The following is a 21,483-nucleotide window of genomic DNA, read 5'->3' as shown; positions in this document are numbered from 1 at the left end:
CCATCGGCCTTGCCGGCGGGGCGGTGTTCCGGGAGAGAGCCATGAACCCCCATCGAGAGACCCGCGGATGACGCCAGGCACCCTTTTCGTGGTGGCCGCGCCGTCGGGTGCGGGCAAGTCGACGCTGGTCAACGCGCTGCTCGACTGCGAGCCGCAGATTTCGCTGTCCATTTCGCATACCACCCGTCCGCCGCGCGTGGGCGAGCAGTACGGCCGGCACTATTTCTTCGTGGAGCGCCCCGATTTCGAAAAGGAAATCGAAGACGGTATCTTCCTGGAACATGCCGTGGTGCACGGCAACCTCTACGGCACCTCGCGTACCGTGGTGGAAGAAAAACTGAATTCGGGCGCCGACGTACTGCTGGAAATCGACTGGCAGGGCGCGCGCCAGGTGCGCAAGGGCAAGCCGGACTGCGTCAGCGTGTTCATCCTGCCGCCGTCGCGCGTGGAACTGGAACGCCGCCTGCGCGGTCGTAACACGGACGCGGCGGATGTCATCGAGCGCCGGTTGATCAATTCACGCGAAGAGATCGCCCATGCGCACGAATTCGACTACATCATCGTCAACGACAGCTTCGAAGATGCCCTGGGCGACCTCCGGGCCATCGTCCACGCCGTGCGCCTGCGCTCGCCGCTGAACGCCAAACGCCATGAGACGCTGATCCAGGAGCTGATCGCCCCATGACCGACGACGCCATCGTCCGCGTACGCGGACTGACCACGGTCCTCAACGGAAAGACGATTTTCGACTCGCTCGACCTCGATATCCCCCGTGGCAAGGTCACGGCGATCATGGGTCCGAGCGGCACGGGCAAAACGACCCTGCTCAAGCACATTACCGGGCAGATGCGCGGCGATGCCGGCAGCATCGAGGTAGACGGCCAGAACGTACCCTCGCTGTCGCGCGAGAAGCTGTTCGAGCTGCGCGAGCGCATCGGCTACCTGTTCCAGAACTCGGCCCTGCTCACTGACTTCGACGTCTTCGAGAACGTGGCCTTCCCGCTGCGCCAGCACACGAAGCTGCCCGAGGAACTGGTGCGCAACATCGTGCTGAACAAGCTCCAGGCCGTAGGCCTGCGCGGCGCCGCGAAGCTGATGCCCACCGAGCTGTCCGGCGGCATGGCCCGTCGCGTGGCGCTGGCGCGTGCCATCGTCTTCGACCCAGCGCTCATTCTTTACGACGAGCCCTTCGTGGGCCTCGACCCCATCGCGCTGAACCAGGTACTGCTGCTGATCCGCACGCTCAACGAGACCCTCGGCATCACCAGCGTGCTGGTGGCGCACGAGCTCGCGGCGGTGCAGAAGGTGGCCGACCACGTGTTCCTCATCGCCAACGGCAAGGTCGTGGCGCAGGGTGCGCCCGATACGCTGGCCAGCGACGGTTCGCCGTGGACGGCGCAGTTCTTCGGCGGCGAGCCCGACGGCCCCGTTCCTTTCCAGTACCCCGCAGGGGATTACGCCACCGCGCTCGGTTTCCCCGGAGGCAAGGCATGACCACCCGCGACGACAACGTCGTCATTCGCAGCCTGGCGCAGATCGGCGCCTGCGGGCTGTTCCTCCTTACGGTGCTGGCGGCCATTCCGCGCAGCCTGCGTCACGGTCACGAGACGCTTCGCCAGATCTGGTTCGTGGGCGCGATGAGCCTCACCATCGTGATGACCTGCGGCCTGTTCGTGGGCATGGTGCTGGGTCTGCAGCTCTACGACGTGCTCTCTATCTTCGGCGGCACTTCGGCCACGGGTACCGTGGTAGCCATTGCCATTTACCGCGAGCTGGGCCCGGTGGTCACGGCGCTGCTGTTCGCCGGCCGTGCGGGTACCTCGATCACCGCCGAAATCGGCCTGATGCGCGCCACCGACCAGCTCGACGCCATGGAAATGATGGCGGTGGACCCGATGGCCTACGTGGCTGCACCGCGTTTCCTCGCCGGGGTAATCGCACTGCCGCTGCTGGGCGTGGTGTTCTGCGCCATGGGTGTGTTCGGCGGCCATCTGGTCGGCGTGACCTGGCTCGGCATCGACAACGGCACCTTCTGGTCCAACATGACCGCTGCGGTGGATGTCCACAAGGACATCATCAACGGCGTGCTGCTCAAGTCTTTCGCCTTCGGCATCGTGGTCTCCCTGATCGCGGTGTTCCAGGGCTACACCACCCCGCCCACCAGCGAAGGCGTCGCGTATGCGACCACGCGCACGGTGGTCGCATCGTCCATCGCCATCCTGGCGCTGGACTTCGTCCTCACCTCATTCCTGATCTGAGGCCACGGAGGCCCGCCATGACCGTATCCCTTTCCGCATTCAACCCGAGGATCGTGCCGTGACCCAGAGACGCTCCTATGCCGTCGGCACCGGCCTGTTCATCGTGCTCGGCTTTGCCGCCCTGGCCTACCTGGCCACCCAGACCACCTCGGTAGCGAACTCGCGCCAGGGTTCCAGCTATGCCGTGGAAACCCGTTTCGCCAACGTGGGCCAGCTCAAGGTCCGCGCCCCGGTGAAGATCGCCGGCGTGCGCGTCGGTTCGGTCCAGGCCATCGACCTCGTGCCGGGCAAGGAAGAAGCCAAGGTCACGCTGTCGATCGACGACAACCACAAGGACATCCCGGACGACTCGGTCGCCACGATCTACACCAGCGGCCTGCTGGGCGACCAGTACGTGGGTATCCAGTTTGGCCGGTCGAATAGCCCGGTGAAGGAAGGCGGCGAGCTGGGTCTCACCCGCCCGGCGCAGCAGCTGGAGGAAATGCTCGGCAAGTTCTTCGGCGGCGGCAGCGCCCCGGACCACCTGGGCGGCACCTTCCACGTCACCGGCAACTTCACCAACATCGGCGGCCTGCAGACGGGCGCCGCCGTGAAGATGGCCGGCGTGCCCATCGGCAGCGTCGACTCCATCGTGATCAAGCCGGGCTCCAGCGAGGCCACGGTGACCCTTGCGATCGACAAGAGCTACTCCCAGATACCTGATGACTCGGCCGCTGCGGTATTCACAAGCGGTTTGATCGGTAGCCAGTATGTTGCCCTCCAGCCGGGCGGCTCGCCGGAATACCTGCATGAAGGCGACGAGCTCGTCCTCACGCAGTCGGCGATGCAGCTGGAAGACCTGATCGGCAAGTTCCTCGTGAACGGCTCGCCGAGCGACAACAAGAACGGCGGCGCCTCCGGCGACGCCAAACCAGACAACGCCGGCAAGAAGTAATGCCGGCCCAGGAGACTCGCATGCTGCGTCAGCTTTCCCTCGCCATCGCCCTGGCCATCGGCACGGTCGTGGCCGCGCCGGTTCTCGCCCAGAATGCCGCTCCGGCGGCCGCCACCCAGGGCCAGCAGCCCCAGCAGATCGTCCAGACCATTTCCGACGATCTGGGCAAGGCCATCGAAGGACACCAGGCCGAGCTGAAGAACGACAAGGAAAAGCTGATCGCCGTCATCGACGACACCTTCCTGCCGCACTTCGACATCGACTACGCCTCGATCCTGGTGCTGGGTCAGAATGCAGCCAAGGCATCGCCCGAGCAGCGTGAGCGTTTCGCCAAGGCGTTCTACAACTCGATCACCCATCGTTATGCCGAGGGCCTGCTCAACTACACCCGTGGTCGGGTGAAGGTGCTGCCGTTCACGGGCGATCAGAATCCCAAGCGCACGGTCGTCCGCACCCAGGTCATGTTGGACGACGGCAAGTCGGTGTCGGTCGACTACGCCTTCCGCCAGAGCAAGAGTGGCGACTGGAAGGCTTACGACGTGATCATCGAGGGCATCTCGTACATCACCAACTACCGCAACCAGGTCGATGCCGAGATCAAGAAAGAAGGTCTCGACAAGCTGATCACCGATCTGGAGCAGAAGGGCTCGGCGGCCATCGACCAGCTCGAGAAAGACTCGGGCGGCAAGAAGAAGTGAGTCAGCCGGCCTTTCAGCTGACGACTCCGGCACCGGATACCCTCGCGGTATCCGGTGCTCTCACGTTCGGCACCGCCACGGCCGCCCTGGCCACGGGCCGTGCCGAACTGGATCGCGGCGCGCAGACGGTGCTGGATCTTGCCGGCGTGTCCCAGGCCGACAGCGCCGGGCTCGCCACCGTGCTGGCCCTGCTGGCGCATGGCCGCGGCAAGGGCAGGGCGATCCGCGTGGCCCACGTGCCGACGGGCCTCCAGGCCCTGGCCCGCGTCTCGGGCGTCGAACCGCTTCTTTGACGCGCGGGCGTTACGCGACAACCGGATTCACGGCACTGGGTTCCAGCGTACGCAGGAACGACGTGAGGGGTTGGGACGCTACTGCCACCGAATAGCCCGTCGTTCCAGCGAACGCTGGAACCCAGCGCCCCGGTTCACCAGCAGGCAGAGCACCGCTACATCGGCTTTCCCCACCGGGCTGGCACGTACAGCATTCCGACACCGGCGATCCCGCCAGATCGCGACAATGCCAAAAAGAAAGGGGCCCATCGGGCCCCTTTCTCTTATTCGGGCTTCTGCCCGTTCTGCTGTTCCCACTTGTGCTGCTGATCGAGCAGCTCTTCGGGGTCGAAGTTGGAGTTGTCGTTGCCGCTGATGCCCTGCATGCGCTCGATCACGTCGGCCGGCGGGTTGCCGTCGTAGATCTGGTAGAGGCGCTGCTGGCGGTAGGCGTCGCGCATGAACACGTAGGGGTCGTAGGCCGAATTCAGGAAGCTCTCGGCGTCGATCGCACGGGCGCGCAGGGTCACGAGGTAGAGGACGGACGGAACGTAGTACTGGCCGGCCTTGAAGTCGTGGTTGCGGGCGAAGTAGCTGAGCGGATCGAAGAAGTAGCTGTCCACCGGCAGACGCAGGACGTCGCGCGGGGTGGTGGAGCCGATGAAGGGCAGCACCAGGTAGCTGCCCTCAGGCACGCCCCAGCGGGCGAGGGTCACGCCGAAATCGGTGTCGTACAGCGGCATGCCCAGCAGGCTGGCGGGGTCTTTGAAGCCCAGGAAGCCGATGGTCAGGTTGACCACGAAGCGGCCGGTGGTCTGTATGGCCTGCTTGGGACGGGCCTGGAGCAGCTCGTTGGCCACCGTGATCGGCAGGCGGATATTCGTGTAGAAGTCGCTCACCGCCGTACGGACCGGCGCGTTGGTCACCTTGCGGTAGCCCACGGCCACGGGCCGGATCAGCGTCTTATCGAGGCTGTCGTTGAAGGCGTAGACCTTGCGATTGAAGTGCTCGTTCGGGTCGTCGGTGCGCGGCGGGGCGATGTGGCACGCAGCCAGGAGGCCGGTGACCAGCAGGCCTAGCGCGGGGCGGACGAACCGGGACAGGAGGCTGGGGTGCATGGGGTCTGCTTTGGCGGGGTGAGGCGGTGCTTTATTGTACCGCTTGGTTTTATTATTTTCACCCGGGAGGTCGATCCCGGCGGGAACCGGGCATCATACCCCTGCCCCGATTGCCAGCCAACCGGCCGGACAGCTACACTGCGCGGTCAGAAGTGTCTTTATTGTCAAGGATTTGAAATGGCCCGTATTACTGTCGAAGACTGCCTCACGGTAGTCGACAACCGCTTCGAGCTCGTGCTCCTGGCGACCAAGCGCGCCCGTCAGCTTGCCAAGGGTGCCGAACCCACCATCGATCCGGATCACGACAAGCCGACGGTCGTCGCCCTGCGCGAGATCGCCGAGCGTCGCGTCAACGAGACGATGATCGATGCGATCGACAAGGCTGCACGCGAGCGTGCCGAGCGTGAAGCCCTCGAGTGGGCCGCCACCGAAGTGGACGACGACCTCTCGAAGGGTGGAGATGACTGATGACGCCGGGTCGCTGTCGGCCCTGCATTCATCCGTTCCCTGCGCAGTACGTTGAAGCGCGGCTGACGAGGCCGCGCGCGGGAGGCGGCGCCCTTTGAGGTGCACGGGTCTCCCATGGATGTCATCCCTGCCAAAAAACTGACCGACGTGGTCGATACCGATCCGGTGCCTTCGTATGTGCAGGCGCTGGAAGAGCGCGTGGGCGCGTATCTGCCGAAGGAACAGGTGCTGCGCATCCGGCGCGCCTTCCTCGTCGGCGCCGCCGCGCACGACGGCCAGACCCGCAAGTCGGGCGAACCGTACATCACGCATCCGGTGGCCGTGGCCCAGGTGCTGGCCGAACTCGGGCTCGATGCCGAGACGATCATCGCCGCGATCCTGCACGACACCCTCGAAGACACGAAACTGGGTCGTGAGGAGCTGGCCGGCGAATTCGGCGAGACCGTGGCCGAACTGGTCGATGGCGTCACCAAGCTCGACAAGATGCGTTTCTCCAGTCGCGCCGAAGCCGATGCCGAGAGCTTCCGCAAGATGCTCCTGGCGATGGCGCGCGACCTGCGCGTGATCCTGATCAAGCTGTCCGACCGCCTGCACAACATGCGCACGTTGGGCGCCAAGGATTCCGCCTCGCGCCGGCGCATCGCCCGCGAAACGCTGGAAATCTACGCCCCTATCGCGCAGCGCCTGGGCATGAACAAGTTCAAGGCCGAGTTGCAGGATCTCGGCTTCAAGGCGCTATACCCCGACCGCCATCGCATCATCGGCGAGCGCATCCGCGCCGCGCTGGGCAACCGGCGCGAAGCGATGGCGAAGATCGAGATGGCGCTGGAAGGCCGCCTCGCCGCCGAAAAGATTCCGGGTCGCGCGGTCAGCCGCATCAAATCGGCGTGGAGCATCTATTCGAAGATGCGCAACGAGCACAAGTCGTTCGCGCAGCTCATGGATGTCTACGGTTTCCGCGTCATCACCGACACGGCGATGCACTGTTACATGGCGCTGGGCGCCGTGCATGGCCTGTACAAACCGGTAGACGCGCGTTTCAAGGATTTCATCGCCATTCCCAAGGGCAATGGCTACCAGTCGTTGCACACGGTACTGCTGGGGCCGTTCGGTGCGCCCATCGAGATCCAGATCCGCACGTCGGAAATGGAATCGGTGGCCGAGCGCGGCATTGCCGCGCACTGGGCCTACAAATCCGATTCCGGCCCCGCGAACAGCGCGCAGCTGCGCGCGCGCGAATGGCTTTCGGCGCTGGCCGACAGCCAGGCCAACACGCCGTCGGCGTCCGAGTTCCTCGAAAACGTCAAGATCGACCTGTTCCCCGACGAGGTCTACCTGTTCACGCCGCGCGGCGACATCTTCTCGCTGCCGCGCAATGCCACGGCGCTGGATTTCGCCTATGCCGTGCATACCGACGTGGGCGACCACGCGGTGGCGGCGCGCGTCGACAAGAAGCTGGTGCCGTTGCGCACACGCCTGATTTCCGGCCAGGTGGTGGAAGTGATCACCGCGCCCTCGGCCGTGCCCAATCCGGCATGGCTCGAAGCCGTGGTCACGGGCAAGGCGCGCACGGCCATTCGCCAGTACCTGAAACACCTGCAACACGAAGACGCCGTGGACTTCGGTCATCGCATGCTCGACCGTGCGCTCGATGCGCGCGGCCTCAGCCTCGATTCCGTGCCGCCGGCCACGCTCGACCGCTTCCTCGACGACGCCAAGCTCAAGCGCCTGGAAGAACTGCTCGCGGAAATTGCGCTGGGCAACCGTTTTGCCGACCAGGTGGCCACCCAACTGGTGGCCCTGCTGGGTCCGAGCGAGGGCCATGCGCCGTCGGTGGCGGACCAGCTCAATGCGGAGAAGATCCGCATCAGCGGTGCCGAGCGCGGTGTGCTGAGCTTCGGCAATTGCTGCCATCCGCTGCCGGGCGACGAGATCGTGGGTTATCTCTCCTCGGGCAAGGGCATCGTCGTGCATCGGGTGGAATGCCCCAACGTCACGGAATTCCGCAAGTCGCCGGAACGCATCGTGGCGATCGAATGGGACCGCGACGTCAGCGGCGATTACCGTGCCGAACTGCGCATCGAAGTGCTCAACCGTCCCGGCGTGCTCGCTACGGTGGCGGCGGCCATTGCCGATGCCAGCTCGAACATCGAGAACGTGGAATACATCGAGCGTGACAGCACGGCGGCAACGCTGCTGTTCGCCATCGAAGTAAAGGATCGCAAGCACCTGGCCGACGTGATGCGCCGCGTGCGCCGCACCGGCGTGGTAAGCGGCGTCTACCGCCACCCCCTGTAAAAGCGCGACAGGCGAAGCCATACCCCTGTAGGAGCGCGCCTCGCGCGCGACAGGCCTGTGTCGAAGCGCCCGATGGCAGAATCCCTCGTCACCGCTTCGTTGGTTTGTCGCGCGCAAGGCGCGCTCCTACAAAGGGTGTTGGTGGCGGGTGGGGGGCGCTGCGGCTAGACTCGTCGGCATCATCACGAGGACACCCCATGACCCGCAGCATCGTCGCCACCGACAAGGCACCGGCCGCCATCGGCCCGTATTCGCAGGCCGTCCGCGCAGGCAACACCGTGTACTTCTCGGGCCAGATTCCGCTCGATCCGGCTACCGGCAACCTCGTTGAAGGCGACATCACCGCGCAGACGCGTCGCGTGTTCGACAACCTCGTGGCCGTGGCTGAAGCCGCCGGCGGCAAGCTCCAGGACATCGTGCGCGTGGGCATCTACGTCACCGACCTGGGCAACTTCGCCGCCGTGAACGCCGTGATGGCCGAATACTTCCAGCAGCCGTATCCGGCGCGTTCGACCATCGAGGTCTCGGGCCTGCCCAAGGGCGCCCAGGTCGAAGTCGACGCGATCCTCGTCCTGCCGTAAGAGACTCGCCATCGCCGTGGCTCCCAGCGTGAGGTCGACTCCCGCCGCACCGCCGGCGGACCCGGGCCGCGCGCCGCTGACGACACTCGGCGGCGTCGGGCCGGCGCTCGCCGAGACGCTGGGCAAGCTCGGCCTGCGCGAGGTGCAGGATCTCTGGTTTCACCTGCCGCTGCGCTACGAAGACCGCACGCGGGTCGTGTCCATTGCCGACCTGCGGCCGGGTGATCATGCGCAGGTCGAGGGCACGGTCGATTTCGTCGAGCGGGGCTTCCGCTTCCGGCCACAGCTGAAGGTGATCATTTCCGACGAATCCGGCCGTGCACTGCTGCTGCGTTTCTTCCATTTCCGCAAGAGCCAGGTCGATCAGCTGCCGAAAGGCACGCGCGTGCTCTGCTTCGGCGAAGTGCGTCAGGGGCCGCAGGGCCTGGAGATGGTGCATCCGCAGTACCAGCGTATCGAGGCCGGTGAGGCGGTGGTGGTGGATGAGCGGCTGACGCCGGTCTATCCCACCACGGAAGGGCTGGGGCCACGTCGTCTTGGCGGTGTGATTGCCAAAGCACTGGCGCACCTGCCGCAGGATGACCGGCTCGAACTGATTCCCGACGATATCGGCCGCCCGCTCGGCATGGCTTCGCTTCGTGATGCCTTGCTGTACGTGCATCGGCCGCCGCCGGATGTGGATCTGCGCCAGCTGGAGCTCGGCGTGCATCCGGCGCAGAAACGCCTGGCGTTCGAGGAACTGCTCACGCAGCATCTCACGTTGCGGCGCATGCGGGCAGCGGTGAAGGAGCGTAAATCGCCGGCGCTCAAAAGCGCAGGTACCTTGCGCGATCGCTTGCTGGCATCGCTGCCCTTCGCGTTGACGAAAGCCCAGGCGCGCGTCTGCGGTGAAGTGGCACGTGATCTCGCCCGTCCGCATCCCATGCTGCGGCTCGTACAGGGCGATGTGGGAAGCGGCAAGACGGTGGTGGCGGCACTCGCGGCTGTTGCCGCCGTGGAAAGCGGTTACCAGGTGGCGCTGATGGCGCCGACCGAACTGCTGGCCGAACAGCACCTGCGCAATTTCCGTGCGTGGCTTGAACCGCTGGGCCTGGATGTCGAGTGGCTCGCGGGCAAGGTGCAAGGCAAGGCGCGCAAGAGTGCGCTGACGCGGGTGGCCGATGGCAGCGCCCACGTCGTCGTCGGCACGCATGCGCTCATGCAGGAAGGCGTGGCGTTTGCAAAGCTGGGGCTGGTCATCGTCGACGAACAGCATCGTTTCGGCGTGCACCAGCGGCTCGCCCTGCGTGACAAGGGCGCGGAAGGTGAACTCATTCCGCACCAGCTCGTGCTCACGGCTACGCCGATCCCGCGTACGCTGGCGATGAGCGCGTATGCTGATCTCGATGTCTCGTCCATCGACGAGCTGCCGCCGGGGCGTACGCCGGTGCAGACCGTTGCCATCTCCAACGAGCGCCGTTACGACGTGATGGAGCGCATCCATGCCGCGTGCATGGAAGGGCGTCAGGTGTACTGGGTGTGTACGCTGATCGAGGAATCCGAGCAGCTCAATGCACAGGCCGCCGAGGTGGCGCATGCGGAGCTTGTCACGGGGTTGCCTGATCTTGCCGTGGCCATGATCCACGGCCGGATGAAGCCGAAGGAAAAACAGGCGGTAATGGATGCGTTCAAGCGCGGCGAGATTGCCGTGCTGGTGGCCACCACCGTGATCGAGGTAGGCGTGGATGTGCCGAACGCCAGCCTCATGGTCATCGAAAATAGCGAGCGTCTCGGGCTTGCGCAGTTGCATCAGTTGCGTGGTCGCGTGGGGCGTGGCGCCATCGCGTCGTCGTGTGTGCTGCTGTATCAGACGCCGCTGTCGCGGCTGGCGAAGGAGCGCCTGATCGTGATGCGTGAAACCAACGATGGGTTCCGCATTGCGGAGAAGGATCTGGAACTGCGGGGCCCCGGTGAAGTGCTGGGTACACGGCAGACGGGCCAGTTGCAGTTCCGCATCGCGGACCTGTCGCGTGATGCGCACCTGATGCCCGAGGTGCAGCGCGTGGCCGAGGCGATGATGCGCGACCACCCGGCGCGTTGTGAGCGCCTGATCGCCCGTTGGGTCGGTGACGCGGCCCGTTACGTCGACGCCTGATCGCCGGATCGGTTTTCGGTATGACCTTGATGCGTGGCGTTGTCGGCCGGTCGCGCGCAAGGCGCGCTCCTACAACAGCAGCGGTGCCCTGTAGGAGCGCGCCTTGCGCGCGACCACCTCAGGTGACAGATGACGAATGATGTCTTGCGATGATCGGGCGGGCGGTTGGCCGGGCTGGGTTTACTGGGCGTGGCGTCGTTGATCGGTCGCGCGCAAGGCGCGCTCCTACAGGTGGCCCAGGTGTTGGTGGATCCTGGCGGCGATGGATGCGGTTTCGCGTAGCGGTTCCTGGCTGTCGGCCGTAACGGCGTCCATGTCGTGCAGGCGGCCGCTGGCTCTGAGTTCTTTATGGAAACGTGCCAGTTTTGCCGGTAACGGCTCGTCCACGCGCGTATGCACCGGGCGTCCCGTGGCGCAGGCTTCCGAGAGCATGTTCACCGAATCGGGGGTGACGGCCAGGCGGTCGGCCCAGCCGAGGATGCCGGGGTAGGGGTTGGGGCCGTCCTGTTCCGAGGTCCAGACGATGCCGGGGATGCCGGCGAAGGCGGTGCGGACCATCGGCATCACGCTGGCAGGCGTGCGCCGCGAGGTGATCGCCATCACCGAGCCGCCATCACGACCGTGCCGGGCCTTCACCGCTTCAAGAAACGCGGCCGTGACCGCGGGGTCCACCGGCTTGCCGTGCCGCTCGCCGCCGATGAGCACGCCCAGGCGGGGCGAGGGCAGGGCGCCCAGGGAGGCGAAGGCGCCTCGCGCGTCGTCCAGCCATGCGTCGTTTACGGGATGCAGCGAACCCAGCGGGGCCAGCACGTTGTCGCCCTGCAGCCCGTCGTGGCGGGGTGCTACCACCAGGTCCCAGTGGCTCGTATCGATACGCGGATCGAGGATCTGCACCGTCAGCGTGCGGCCACCCGACCAGTAACGCATCAGGCGGGTCACCCAGGCGGCCGTTCTTCCGCAGCCGATCGCCAGAGCGGGCCATGGCGGTAGCAGCGCGTCGGTGTTTCCCCTGAGCGCCATGCTCGTTCCCGGCAGGAGACGCGGCGCAAACCAGGACCACGGGGAGCGCAGCTCCACCGAAACCTCGCGGATCGACGGCGTGATCGCCTCGGCCAGGGCCAGGGCCTGGCGCCGGTTACCGGCGCGGCCATCCGTGATGACCCAGCAAAACGGCGCGGCAGGGCGGTTCATGGCGTGGTACTCGCCTGGATTGTTATCGATATTGCGACAGTACGTTCCCCGTCAGAGCGATCCACGAACCCCGTCTTCACCCTTACACTCTCCAGACGCTGGCCCCTGTGGGCCTTCCCGCCACTGTACAAGGATTCCCATGAGCGCTCCGCTGTCCGACGCCTCGCTTGACCAGCTGTTCCGTACCGCGCGTACCTTCAACGCGTGGCAGGACAAGGAAGTGACCGACGAGCAGATCCGCCAGATCTACGACCTGGCGAAGATGGGCCCCACGGCGGCCAACACCTCGCCCCTGCGCGTGCGCTTCATCAAGTCGAAGGACGCCAAGGCGCGCCTGAAGCCCTACCTGCACGAAGGCAACGTCGAGAAGACCATGCTCGCACCGGTGACGGCCATCGTCGCCACCGACTTCGCTTTCTACGAGCACCTGCCGAAGCTGTTCCCGCATGCGGATGCCCGTAGCTGGTTCGTGGGCAACGACCCGCTGATCCAGGCAGCTGGTAACCGTAATGGCTCCCTGCAAGGTGCCTACCTCATCATCGCCGCCCGTTCGCTGGGTCTGGATTGCGGCCCCATGTCCGGCTTCGACCAGGCTGGCGTGGATGCCGAGTTCTTCGCCGGCACCCAGATCAAGTCGAACTTCCTGGTGAACATCGGCTACGGCAACCCGGACGTGAACCTGTTCGGCCGCCTGCCGCGCCTCGATTTCAACGAAGCCGCCGAAATCCTCTGATTTCTTTCCCGCGGTGACCGTCCGGTCCCGCTGCCATCGCAGTACCCAACCCTCACTGCTGGAGAAACACCCCATGCGCGCTCTCCGTTTCGTCGCCCTCGCGGGCCTGCTCGCCACCGCCGGTACTGCCGTTGCCGCCCCGGTCACCTACAAGCTCGACCCGACCCACACCGATGTGCTGTTCACCTGGAACCACTTCGGCTACTCGAACCCGAGCGCCAACCTGAACAACGCCGACGGCACCGTCGTCTATGACGAGAAGGACCCGTCGAAGTCCTCCGTGGAAGTGACCCTGCCGCTGAGCGGCCTGGACACCTTCGTGCCCAAGCTCGACGAGCACCTGAAGTCGAAGGATTTCCTGGACGCCGCCCAGTTCCCGAACATCACCTTCAAGAGCACCAAGGTCGCTGGTGCCGGCAAGGGCAAGCTGAAGGTCACCGGTGACCTCACCGTGCACGGCGTGACCAAGCCGGTCACCCTCGACGTCACCGTGAACAAGGTGGGCGATCACCCGATGCTGAAGGTGCCCGCGGCCGGCTTCGACGCCGTCGCCACCATCAAGCGCTCGGACTTCGGCGTGGGCGCCTACGTGCCGAACGTCTCGGACGAGATCAAGATCCGCATCACCACCGAAGCACACGGCGACAAGCAGTAAGTTTTTCCGGGGCTCGTCCCCAGGGGCCCGCGCCGGCAACGGCGCGGGCCTTTTTGTTTCTTGTTACCATTTCCTTCCAGTGCAAACCGTATCGCCCGGAGTTTTTCCATGAGCACCCCTACCGCTGCGCGTCCCAACCCCGCGGCCGCGCCGCTGATTCCGGCCAACGCCGAAAATCGCTACGAGGTCACCCGGGCCGATCTTCCGCTTTCCTGCCCCATGCCGGGCATGTACCTGTGGAACTCGCACCCGCGCGTCTACCTGCCCATCGAAGACGAAGGCGGCACGTCGAAGTGCTCGTACTGCGGCGCCACCTACGTTCTGAAAGACTGAAGCCGCTCCGCGGGCGTGCTTGCAGCAACGCCCGCTCATCTCCCCTAACGGACCGCCCATGGCCACCGTCTTTCCGAACCGGACGATGACCGTCGTGCAACTCGTCCCCGCCCTGCATTCGGGCGGCGCCGAGCGCTCGACCCTGGAGATCGCCAGGGCGCTGGTCCAGGCCGGTCACCGTTCCATCGTGATTTCCGCCGGCGGCCGCCTCGTGGCCCAGCTGGAGGCCGAGGGCAGCCGCCATATCAGCCTGCCCATCGGCAAGAAGGCGCTGTCCACGCTGTTCCTGGCGGGCAAACTGCGTCGCATCCTGCGCGAGATCCAGCCCGATATCGTCCACGCCCGTTCGCGTCTTCCCGGCTGGATCGGCTGGTGGGCGCTGCGTGGGCTGAAGCCGCGCCCTCACTTCGTCACGACAGTGCACGGCCTCAATACGCCGGGACGCTACAGCGCGATCCTGCTGCGGGGCGAACGGGTGATCGTGGTGTCGCAGACCCTTCGTGATTACGTGCTGCGCCACTATCCGCATGAGGCAGGGGTGTCGCGCATTTCCGTGATTCCGCGGGGCATCGATACCGAGGCGTTTCCGTACGGCTATCGCCCGGACGATGGCTGGCAGCGGGCCTTTTTCGAGCAGTATCCGCAGCTGGCCGGTGCTCCCCTGCTCACCCTTCCCGGACGCGGCACGCGCCTGAAGGGCCATGCCGATGCCATCGAACTGGTCGCCGACCTGGCCCAGCGCTCCATCGACGCACGCCTGCTGCTGCTGGGCGCGGACGAACCGGGGCGCGAGGCCTACATCGCCGAACTGCGCCAGCTTATCCACGACCGTGGGCTCGACGACAAGGTGGTGATCTCGCCCGCCCGCTCGGACGTCCGCGATATCTATGCGATGTCGGCGCTCATCCTGCAGCTGTCGCGCCGGCCGGAGTCGTTCGGCCGCACGGTGGTCGAGGCGCTGGCTTTGTGCCGTCCGGTGATGGGCTATGCCCACGGTGGTGTCGGCGAACTTCTCGCCGAACTCTATCCCGCCGGCCGCGTGCCGCTGGGTGATCGCGAGAAGCTGGTGGAACGTGCGGCCGAACTGCTTCGCTTTGCTCCGCCGATTCCGCCGCCGCGCAGCTACCGCCTCGTCGACATGCAGACCAGCACGCTGGCCTTGTATGCCGATGTCGTGGAAGGCGTGCCCAGCGCGTGAGTGTCTCCCTGGCGGCAAGGCTTCGCGCGGGGCTGGCATCACCGCTGCTTCCCATCTGGCTGGTGCCGGCCCTGCTGCCGTTCGGTCGCAGCGCCGAGCTGGGCGTGTTCCTGTGCCTGGTGGGGGCGATTCTCCTGCTGGTGCGCGAGCCGAAAGCGCTGCATCACCATCCAGGTGCCCGGTTGTTCCTGTGGTTGTTCGCGGCGTACTCGGGCGCGGCGCTGGTATCGGCCGTAGATGCCGTGGCGCCGGGCAAGAGCTGGGGCACCGTGGCCGGCCTGCTGCGCTTCGCTCCCCTGGGCATCTACACCTGCTTCGCCGTCCGCCGGCCCGGCAAGGTGCGCAGCCTCTACTTCGCCACGGCCGTGGTCGTGGCGATCTGGGTGGCCGATGCCTGGGTGCAGGCCCTCACGGGCTATGGTCTTGCCGGCGCATCCAATGCGGATCGCCTGTCGGGCATCTTCGGCGCCACCAACCTGAAGCTGGGTCCGGCGCTGTCGGCGCTGGCGCCCTTTCTGTTGTGGGGCGCGCGGGAGCGCTGGGGGCGTCGTGGTCTTGCCCTGGCCTTCCTGCTGGCGCTGGGGCCCGTGTTGCTCTCCGGCTCGCGGGCGTCATGGCTTTGCTATGGACTGGTGGCCCTGGGTTTTCTCTGGCGTGAAGCGGGTTCGTTCCGGCGATTCGCCCTGGGCTGCCTTGGTGGAGCTGTCGTCCTGGTTCTGGCCGCTGTCCTCGCATGGCAGGTATCGCCACGGTTCCATGAGCGCATCGCTCGTACGCTGCCGCTGCTCCAGGGCAACAGCGCGGGTATCGATAGTGCCCTGACCGGTCGCCTGGATATCTGGGTCAACGCCTTGCGCATCTACGAGGCGCATCCGGTCAATGGCGTGGGTGTGCGCGGTTTCCGCGTGGCCTATCCGCAGGTTGCACCGCCCGACGATCACTTCCTCACGGCAGAGAAATGCGGTGACGGCGAAGGAGCCTGCCATGCGCATCAGGTGCTCCTTGAGGTGGCTACCGAAACCGGATCGATTGGCCTGCTGGCGTGGCTGGCGGCAACCGTATTCGCGCTGCGTCAGTGGTGGCGTGCCGGGCCGGTCGCACGAGCGCGGGCGTTTCCCGCCACGATTGCCCTGGTTGCGATCCTGTTTCCCCTGAATACCCATATGGCCTTCTATTCGGCCTGGTGGGGCCTGCTGGCGGCATGGCTGCTCTCGGTATGGTGTGCCGCGCTGCATGCGGATCTTCCGGACCAGGAGGGTGCCCGTGGCGCGTGAGCCGTTATCCGTGGTGGTCACCACGTTCGATAACGCGGACACCATCGAGGCGTGCCTGGCGTCGGTGCATTTTGCCGATGAGATCGTGGTGCTCGATTCGGGCTCGACGGACGCCACGCGCGATATCGCGCAGCGGCTCGGCGCACGCGTGCAGGTGCAGCCGTTTGCCGGCTACAGCGCACAGAAGCAGGCGGCCATCGACCTGGCTATCCACCGCTGGGTGCTACTGCTGGATTCCGACGAAGCCTTGCCGGCGGTCACCGCGCAGAAGATCGAGTCAGCGCTGGTGTCGCCCGATGTGGCGGGCTTCGAACTGCTGCGCAGGGAATGGGTTTTCTGGCGCTGGCAACCTGACCGTGCGCGGCTGAACCACTACGTACGCCTGTTCGATCGCACGCGAGGCCGCATGAGTGGCCATGAAGTGCACGAAAGCGTCGTGGTAGACGGCCCGGTAAAACGGCTGGATGCCGTCATCGATCACTACGGCGAGCGCGACATCGAAGGTCGCGTTGACAAGGCCAACCGCTATTCATCGTTGCAGGTCGCGGACCGGCATACGCGCCTGCCATCCTTCCTGCGCACGCGCATGGTCGTGTATCCGACGATCGCCTTTGCCCGTTACTACTTCTGGCGCGGGCACTGGCGTGGCGGCTGGGCGGGCTTCGTCGCTGCCCGCGTGCATGCGTTCTACGCGTTCCTGAAATACGCCAAGCTCTACGAGCGCGGCCGCTCAGGCAGCCATCGAAACGTTTTCCAGGCGAAAGCCGAACGCCCCGACCAGTAGCGCGCAGGCCTGGTGGCGAAGCGCTTCGCGGCGGCGGAATTCACTGCGGCGCTTGCTTTCCACTTCGGACGCGCAGCGGGTCGGCTCACGCGGCGCCATGGCATAGAAGCCATCTTCCACGGCCACGCCTTCGGCTTCGAGCCAGAACGTGTCGTAGTCGGCCTTGATCTTGTCGCGCCTGCCCCCGAAGGGGTGGGCGGCGTTGGAAATGCCCAGGACACGTTCCACGCCGTACACCTCTGCCAGCGAGCGGATCATCGACAGCAGGAGATTCTTCGGCCGCAGGCCATGGCACTGCTTGGTGAAGTCGCGCACGGCATCGCGGCCGGCATTGTTCGACGCGCCCTGCAGGCAACCGATGACGATGCTGCGGCCGCCGTCGATGAATGAAATGGACGCGTAGGAGATCTGCAGGCCGTTGTCATCGGTGAGCGAGATGCTCAGCTCGCCTTCGCGGTCGCGAAGGCGGGGTGCCTTGAGAATCAGGTTGAGGCCGCTGCCGTCGCGCAGTTCGATGCGGCCCAGCCGGATCTGGCGCGAGCGGTACAAGGTGTCGAACAGCTCGCGGGGAAATCGCGCCACGGCGAATTCGTAATGGCTGCGCAGCACGTCGAGGCGACGGTCACGCGACCATTGCCGGCTGATATAGCGATGCTGGTAGCGCTCGAGCAGGGTCACGTCCACGCTGGTCAGTCCGGCCATGTCCGGCGATTCGAGCAGCGCAAGCCAGGCGTCGTGGCGACGGAAGCGCACCATCGAGCGGCCGACGTAGGTCAGCGTGGCGCTCAGGCCTCGGATGCGCTTGCTGTGCCAGCTGGCCCGGCCGCGCAGCGAACGCGCGAAACGGAGGAGTGACTGCATGAAAGGACGTCCATCTGTCTGGGGATGGACGTCGTTCTACGCCTGAGGAATTTCGCGGAGCTTTCGTTGTCGCGGGGTAAAAATACCTGTTCAGGCAGTTGCTTGCATGCGCAAGTATCGCCTCAGTAGATGCGCGGCTCGCCCGGCGGACGGGTCTTGAAGCGCTTGTGCACCCACAGGTATTGCTCGGGCGCCTCGCGCACCATCTGCTCGATTTCACCGTTGACCACGGCGGTGTCGGCGGCGGCGTCCTTGCTGGGCACGCCGGGCAGCGGAGCGCCCAGGCGCATGGCGTAGCCGGAGTCGCCGGGCAGCCGGCGATGATAGAACGGGATGACCACCGCGCCCGACATGCGGGCCAGGTGATGGGTGGCGGTGATGGTGGCCGCCGGCACGCCGAAAAAGGGCACGAAGACGTTGTCCTTGCTGCGCATGTCCTGGTCGGGCGCGTACCAGACGGTGCCACCGGCTTTCAGGTACTTCACGGTGCCACGGATGTCGTCCTTGTCGAACATGGCATCGGCATAGTGCAGGCGCGAACGCAGCACGGCGAACTCGAACACGTCGGAATCCATCTGCCGGTACATGCCGGCGATGCGGATCCGCTGGGAGACCAGCCGGGCGCAGAGTTCCAGATGCGAGAAGTGTCCGCCCACCAGCAGGACACCACACCCCGCCGCGCGGGCGGCTTCCAGGTGCTCCAGGCCCTCGACCGTGACCGGCACCCGGGCGATGGCCTTATCGGAGCCCATCCAGCCCAGCGCAAACTCGGCCAGCATCATGCCCACGTCGCAGAGGTTGGCCCGCACCAGCGCCTGCTGGCTGACCGGGTCCAGTTCGGGGAAGCACAGCGCGATGTTGGTGGCCGCGATGCTGCGCCGTTCGCGGTTGAGATACAGCGCGAGGCGCCCGGTAAGGCGCCCCAGGCGCATCAGCAGGCGGAACGGCAGGTGGGCGATGAGCCAGATCACACCTACGCCGATCCACGCCGGCCAGTGGCGGGGCGTGAGCAGGCGTCGGGTCAGGCTGGGGTAGGGCATTCCGGGCATGTCCGCCCATTGTAACGAATGGGGACGGCTATACTGCCCGGCCACCCGCCATCCCAGGGGACTGCGTGCTGCTGCGCCTGCTCTACAACTTCGCCATGTACCTGTTCACGCCACTGGTGATGCTGCGGCTGATGGCCCGGGGCATGCGCTATGGCGATTACCACGTGCGCTGGCGCGAGCGCTTCGGCAGCTTCCGCGAACCACGCCTGGCGGGGTGCCTGTGGGTGCATGCCGTGTCGGTGGGCGAGGTGAACGCCGCCGAGCCGTTGATCAAGGCGCTCATGCAGGCATATCCGCGCGCGCCGATGCTGGTGACCACGGTCACGCCCACGGGGTCGGAGCGGGTGCGCCAGCTGTTCGGCGACAGCGTGCACAGCGTGTACCTGCCCTACGACCTTCCATTCGCTGTGCGGCGCTTCCTGCGCAATACCCGTCCGCGACTGGCGGTGATCGTGGAAACGGAGATCTGGCCAAACCTGTATTTCGCCTGCCGCCGGCATGGCATTCCCCTGCTCATCGCCAACGCGCGGCTGTCCGAACGCTCCCTGCGCGGCTATGCGCGGATGAGTTCGCTGGTGCGCCGGGCGCTGCGCTGCGTGAGCCATATCGCTGCGCAGTCGCGTACCGATGCCGCCCGCTATCGCCTGCTGGGCGCCGAGCCGAGCCAGCTCACGGTCTGCGGCAACCTGAAGTTCGACATGCCTGTACCGCAGGCGGCCCTTGAAGCGGGCGCCGCCATGCGCGAGGCCTGGGGAACCGGACGTCCGGTGTGGATTGCCGCCAGCACGCATGAAGGCGAGGAGATGGGGGTGCTGGAGGCACACCTCGACGTGTTGCGCCGCCTGCCGGATGCCTTGTTGCTGATTGCCCCCCGCCACCCTGAGCGCTTCCGCGCCGTGGAGGCCTCGGTGCGTAGCCTGGGCTTCACCGTGGCCACCCGCAGCGCCGACAGCGTGCCGGGCCATACGACGCAGTGCTTCGTCATCGATTCCATGGGCGAGCTGCTGCGTTTCTTCGCTGCGGCCGACGTCGCCTTCGTGGGCGGAAGCCTCGTGTCCATCGGCGGCCACAACGTGCTGGAACCCGCCGCGCTGGGCAAGCCGGTGCTGGTCGGTCCGCACACCTTCAACTTCGAGGAAATCACCCAGGAACTGCTCGACCGGGGCGGTGGCCTCAGGGTGGCCGATAGCAATGGGCTGGGCGCCGAGGTGCTCTCGATGCTGCGTGACGAAACACGCCGCCAGCAGATGGGCCGTGCGGCGCGTCAGGTTTTCGAGAGCGAGCGTGGCTCCGTGAGCAAGGTCATGAAGCTGGTGGATCACCTGCTTCAGGAGTGAATGCCCGCGCTCAGGAGTTTTTCGACGCCGACAGGCGCCTCGGGTCACATCGCACGAAAGCTTCGATGTTGTATCCACCCGATGCACGTGGGCTGTAGCTGAATGTTGCGTTCGCTATGCGACGATCCTGTCCACGGCAGAAAGCATACGCAGCATCACGAGTGAGTTTGTAAGCACCGTCCCGATCACCGAGCGCCATCAGCGCCAGTGTGTCGCCTTCAGTGGGAAGACGGCCGAGCCCGCGCAATCGAGCGGGCGGGGCGGGTGGCGCCGATGCGGCCTGGCCCGGATAGATGCCGCAGGTAGCGAAGGCGGTCTCCTTAAGATTGCCGACCCCCAGATAAGCTACGCCCCGCCGATGGTTGTCGTATGAGGCAAGGTAGCCTCCGCGTGCATCGCAGTAGGCGAGAGCGTCTGCCCACAGTGCGGCATACAGCAGGCCGGCATCGGCATCGATACCTGGGTCTTCCTTGAATACCTTGTAGTCGAATGCCTCGTAATGAAGATTTTCGCTGATCCGCGATGGCAGTCCCGCGTCCGTGGCGAAGGTGCAGCTGGTGAAGCATAACGAGAACATTGCCGCGACTCGCAGCATGGGTTTGAAAGGCGTCATGGTATGTCTTCCTTGAATCAGGGTGTCGTCGTGTCGACGGGCAGGCAGGTGAAATAGCCTTCGACGGACTCGCCGCCCAGTGCATTCTTGTGATGCGCCAGGCGGACGCTCTTTATCCCGGTGGTTGCGCAGGTGTTCCGGATGGTATCCCTCGCCCCTTCATAGGCCGATTGCCGCGTTCCCACCGCGTGGATCTTTCCCTCGCTGACGGGTGTGCCCCATGTTTCGTATGCGAATGCAGCGGCAGGGCGTACGGGGTCGGCTCCGGTATCCGTGGCGAACGTGCCGTCGTCTGGCAGGCAGCGTGCCCGCGCGGAAACGCGGTGCATGGTCTGTACTTCGTCGTCTGGCCGCAGACTTTCGACGTCGTAAGAGCTCATGAAGCCTCGATGCCCGTCACACACGCGCAGGCTTCGCTTCCAGGTTTCAGCCAGTACCGTCGCATGGCTTTCACCCTCCGTGAGCTGCTGGGACACGGAGTATTCGATGGCGACAACCGATACGCCGGTGTCGGAAGGGGGAGCCGGGTTCTCCGGATTCATGGCATGAAGCGTGGTAGCTCCGCCAAGGAGCGCGAGCGCCATGCCTGCAAGGGCTGCGGGGTGCGTCATGGTTCGTCCTTGAATGATGGGGGGATGGCCGGCCATGTCGTTGGCCGGCAGGCCATTGTCCTGATTGCAAGGGCGCGTCCGGA

Annotated in this window: 23 protein-coding genes; 17 read left to right on the top strand and 6 right to left on the bottom strand. The window is 65.7% G+C overall.

All coding sequences use genetic code 11. The features are described from left to right. Nucleotides 1-67: 67 nt before the first annotated feature. The 6 genes from gmk to KR767_RS04405 are packed head-to-tail and all read left to right on the top strand — an operon-like array spanning nucleotide 68 to nucleotide 4,183. Nucleotides 68-685 (top strand): guanylate kinase, encoded by a 618-nt coding sequence (gene gmk / locus KR767_RS04430; protein ID WP_166951949.1) that lies wholly within the window; start codon nucleotides 68-70, stop codon nucleotides 683-685. Next, a complete protein-coding gene (locus tag KR767_RS04425) occupies nucleotides 682-1,494 on the top strand; it encodes an ABC transporter ATP-binding protein (protein WP_166951946.1) in 813 nt (270 codons plus the stop codon). Before gmk ends, KR767_RS04425 begins: the two co-directional genes overlap by 4 nt. Next, nucleotides 1,491-2,258, top strand: a complete 768-nt coding sequence (gene mlaE / locus KR767_RS04420; RefSeq protein WP_250878243.1) for a lipid asymmetry maintenance ABC transporter permease subunit MlaE — start codon at nucleotides 1,491-1,493, stop codon at nucleotides 2,256-2,258. The genes KR767_RS04425 and mlaE overlap by 4 nt, the downstream gene beginning before the upstream one ends. Before the next feature lie 58 nt (nucleotides 2,259-2,316). Continuing rightward, nucleotides 2,317-3,192 carry an outer membrane lipid asymmetry maintenance protein MlaD gene (gene mlaD, locus KR767_RS04415; RefSeq protein WP_250878242.1) on the top strand — a complete coding sequence of 292 codons (876 nt, stop codon included), beginning with the start codon at nucleotides 2,317-2,319 and terminating at the stop codon, nucleotides 3,190-3,192. Nucleotides 3,193-3,212: 20 nt separating this feature from the next. Beyond that, nucleotides 3,213-3,890, top strand: a complete 678-nt coding sequence (locus KR767_RS04410) for an MlaC/ttg2D family ABC transporter substrate-binding protein (protein WP_250878241.1) — start codon at nucleotides 3,213-3,215, stop codon at nucleotides 3,888-3,890. After that, the gene (locus KR767_RS04405; RefSeq protein ID WP_166951935.1) at nucleotides 3,887-4,183 is read left to right on the top strand and encodes an STAS domain-containing protein; all 297 of its coding nucleotides are present in this window, start codon (nucleotides 3,887-3,889) and stop codon (nucleotides 4,181-4,183) included. Before KR767_RS04410 ends, KR767_RS04405 begins: the two co-directional genes overlap by 4 nt. A 263-nt stretch (nucleotides 4,184-4,446) precedes the next feature. On the opposite strand, the gene KR767_RS04400 is transcribed toward KR767_RS04405, so the two are convergent. Next, the gene (locus KR767_RS04400; RefSeq protein WP_250878240.1) at nucleotides 4,447-5,280 is read right to left on the bottom strand and encodes an MlaA family lipoprotein; all 834 of its coding nucleotides are present in this window, start codon (nucleotides 5,278-5,280) and stop codon (nucleotides 4,447-4,449) included. A 177-nt stretch (nucleotides 5,281-5,457) separates the two neighbouring features. On the opposite strand from KR767_RS04400, the gene rpoZ reads away from it, so the two are divergent. The 4 genes from rpoZ to recG all read left to right on the top strand — a co-directional run bounded on the left by rpoZ (nucleotide 5,458) and on the right by recG (nucleotide 10,761). Further along, nucleotides 5,458-5,748, top strand: coding sequence for a DNA-directed RNA polymerase subunit omega (gene rpoZ / locus KR767_RS04395; RefSeq protein WP_166951929.1), 291 nt, complete (start codon nucleotides 5,458-5,460; stop codon nucleotides 5,746-5,748). Nucleotides 5,749-5,862: 114 nt separating this feature from the next. After that, the gene (locus KR767_RS04390) at nucleotides 5,863-8,046 is read left to right on the top strand and encodes a RelA/SpoT family protein (protein ID WP_250878239.1); all 2,184 of its coding nucleotides are present in this window, start codon (nucleotides 5,863-5,865) and stop codon (nucleotides 8,044-8,046) included. A 197-nt stretch (nucleotides 8,047-8,243) separates the two neighbouring features. Continuing rightward, nucleotides 8,244-8,627 (top strand): RidA family protein, encoded by a 384-nt coding sequence (locus KR767_RS04385; RefSeq protein WP_250878238.1) that lies wholly within the window; start codon nucleotides 8,244-8,246, stop codon nucleotides 8,625-8,627. 16 nt (nucleotides 8,628-8,643) lie between these two features. Next, a complete protein-coding gene (gene recG, locus KR767_RS04380) occupies nucleotides 8,644-10,761 on the top strand; it encodes an ATP-dependent DNA helicase RecG (protein WP_166951921.1) in 2,118 nt (705 codons plus the stop codon). Nucleotides 10,762-10,986: 225 nt separating this feature from the next. Here the strand turns inward: recG and KR767_RS04375 are convergent, their stop codons facing one another. Then, the gene (locus tag KR767_RS04375; RefSeq protein WP_250878236.1) at nucleotides 10,987-11,952 is read right to left on the bottom strand and encodes a mitochondrial fission ELM1 family protein; all 966 of its coding nucleotides are present in this window, start codon (nucleotides 11,950-11,952) and stop codon (nucleotides 10,987-10,989) included. Nucleotides 11,953-12,091: 139 nt separating this feature from the next. Here KR767_RS04375 and KR767_RS04370 point away from each other — a divergent pair, with 139 nt between their 5' ends. From KR767_RS04370 to KR767_RS04345, 6 genes are all read left to right on the top strand, one after another. Continuing rightward, on the top strand, nucleotides 12,092-12,685 hold the full coding sequence (locus KR767_RS04370; RefSeq protein ID WP_166951915.1) for a malonic semialdehyde reductase: 594 nt from the start codon (nucleotides 12,092-12,094) through the stop codon (nucleotides 12,683-12,685). A 73-nt stretch (nucleotides 12,686-12,758) separates the two neighbouring features. Continuing rightward, the gene (locus tag KR767_RS04365; RefSeq protein WP_166951912.1) at nucleotides 12,759-13,340 is read left to right on the top strand and encodes a YceI family protein; all 582 of its coding nucleotides are present in this window, start codon (nucleotides 12,759-12,761) and stop codon (nucleotides 13,338-13,340) included. 108 nt (nucleotides 13,341-13,448) lie between these two features. Then, nucleotides 13,449-13,673, top strand: a complete 225-nt coding sequence (locus KR767_RS04360) for a zinc-finger domain-containing protein (RefSeq protein WP_166951909.1) — start codon at nucleotides 13,449-13,451, stop codon at nucleotides 13,671-13,673. A 58-nt stretch (nucleotides 13,674-13,731) separates the two neighbouring features. Further along, the gene (locus KR767_RS04355; RefSeq protein WP_250878235.1) at nucleotides 13,732-14,871 is read left to right on the top strand and encodes a glycosyltransferase; all 1,140 of its coding nucleotides are present in this window, start codon (nucleotides 13,732-13,734) and stop codon (nucleotides 14,869-14,871) included. Then, nucleotides 14,868-16,145 (top strand): O-antigen ligase family protein, encoded by a 1,278-nt coding sequence (locus KR767_RS04350; protein ID WP_250878234.1) that lies wholly within the window; start codon nucleotides 14,868-14,870, stop codon nucleotides 16,143-16,145. The genes KR767_RS04355 and KR767_RS04350 overlap by 4 nt, the downstream gene beginning before the upstream one ends. Next, the gene (locus KR767_RS04345) at nucleotides 16,135-16,929 is read left to right on the top strand and encodes a glycosyltransferase family 2 protein (protein WP_250878233.1); all 795 of its coding nucleotides are present in this window, start codon (nucleotides 16,135-16,137) and stop codon (nucleotides 16,927-16,929) included. Before KR767_RS04350 ends, KR767_RS04345 begins: the two co-directional genes overlap by 11 nt. On the opposite strand, the gene KR767_RS04340 is transcribed toward KR767_RS04345, so the two are convergent. Further along, on the bottom strand, nucleotides 16,876-17,790 hold the full coding sequence (locus KR767_RS04340) for a VirK/YbjX family protein (protein ID WP_250878232.1): 915 nt from the start codon (nucleotides 17,788-17,790) through the stop codon (nucleotides 16,876-16,878). The two genes, KR767_RS04345 and KR767_RS04340, sit on opposite strands and share 54 nt — an antisense overlap. A gap of 122 nt (nucleotides 17,791-17,912) precedes the next feature. Continuing rightward, entirely contained in the window at nucleotides 17,913-18,830 is a 918-nt protein-coding gene (lpxL, locus tag KR767_RS04335; protein WP_250878231.1) for an LpxL/LpxP family Kdo(2)-lipid IV(A) lauroyl/palmitoleoyl acyltransferase, read from the bottom strand. A gap of 80 nt (nucleotides 18,831-18,910) precedes the next feature. On the opposite strand from lpxL, the gene waaA reads away from it, so the two are divergent. Beyond that, complete coding sequence (gene waaA / locus KR767_RS04330; RefSeq protein ID WP_250879118.1) at nucleotides 18,911-20,176, top strand: lipid IV(A) 3-deoxy-D-manno-octulosonic acid transferase; 1,266 nt, start codon at nucleotides 18,911-18,913, stop codon at nucleotides 20,174-20,176. Nucleotides 20,177-20,186: 10 nt separating this feature from the next. On the opposite strand, the gene KR767_RS04325 is transcribed toward waaA, so the two are convergent. Together KR767_RS04325 and KR767_RS04320 are read right to left on the bottom strand one after the other, a co-directional pair. Then, entirely contained in the window at nucleotides 20,187-20,789 is a 603-nt protein-coding gene (locus tag KR767_RS04325; RefSeq protein ID WP_250878230.1) for a hypothetical protein, read from the bottom strand. Between the two features lie 17 nt (nucleotides 20,790-20,806). Then, nucleotides 20,807-21,400, bottom strand: a complete 594-nt coding sequence (locus tag KR767_RS04320; RefSeq protein WP_250878229.1) for a hypothetical protein — start codon at nucleotides 21,398-21,400, stop codon at nucleotides 20,807-20,809. Nucleotides 21,401-21,483 lie beyond the last annotated feature (83 nt).

The organism is Luteibacter anthropi, assembly GCF_023699965.1.
Taxonomy (GTDB): domain Bacteria; phylum Pseudomonadota; class Gammaproteobacteria; order Xanthomonadales; family Rhodanobacteraceae; genus Luteibacter; species Luteibacter anthropi.
The sequence above is the reverse complement of the archived record's forward strand: the minus strand, read 5'-3'. Positions and strand labels throughout refer to the sequence as shown.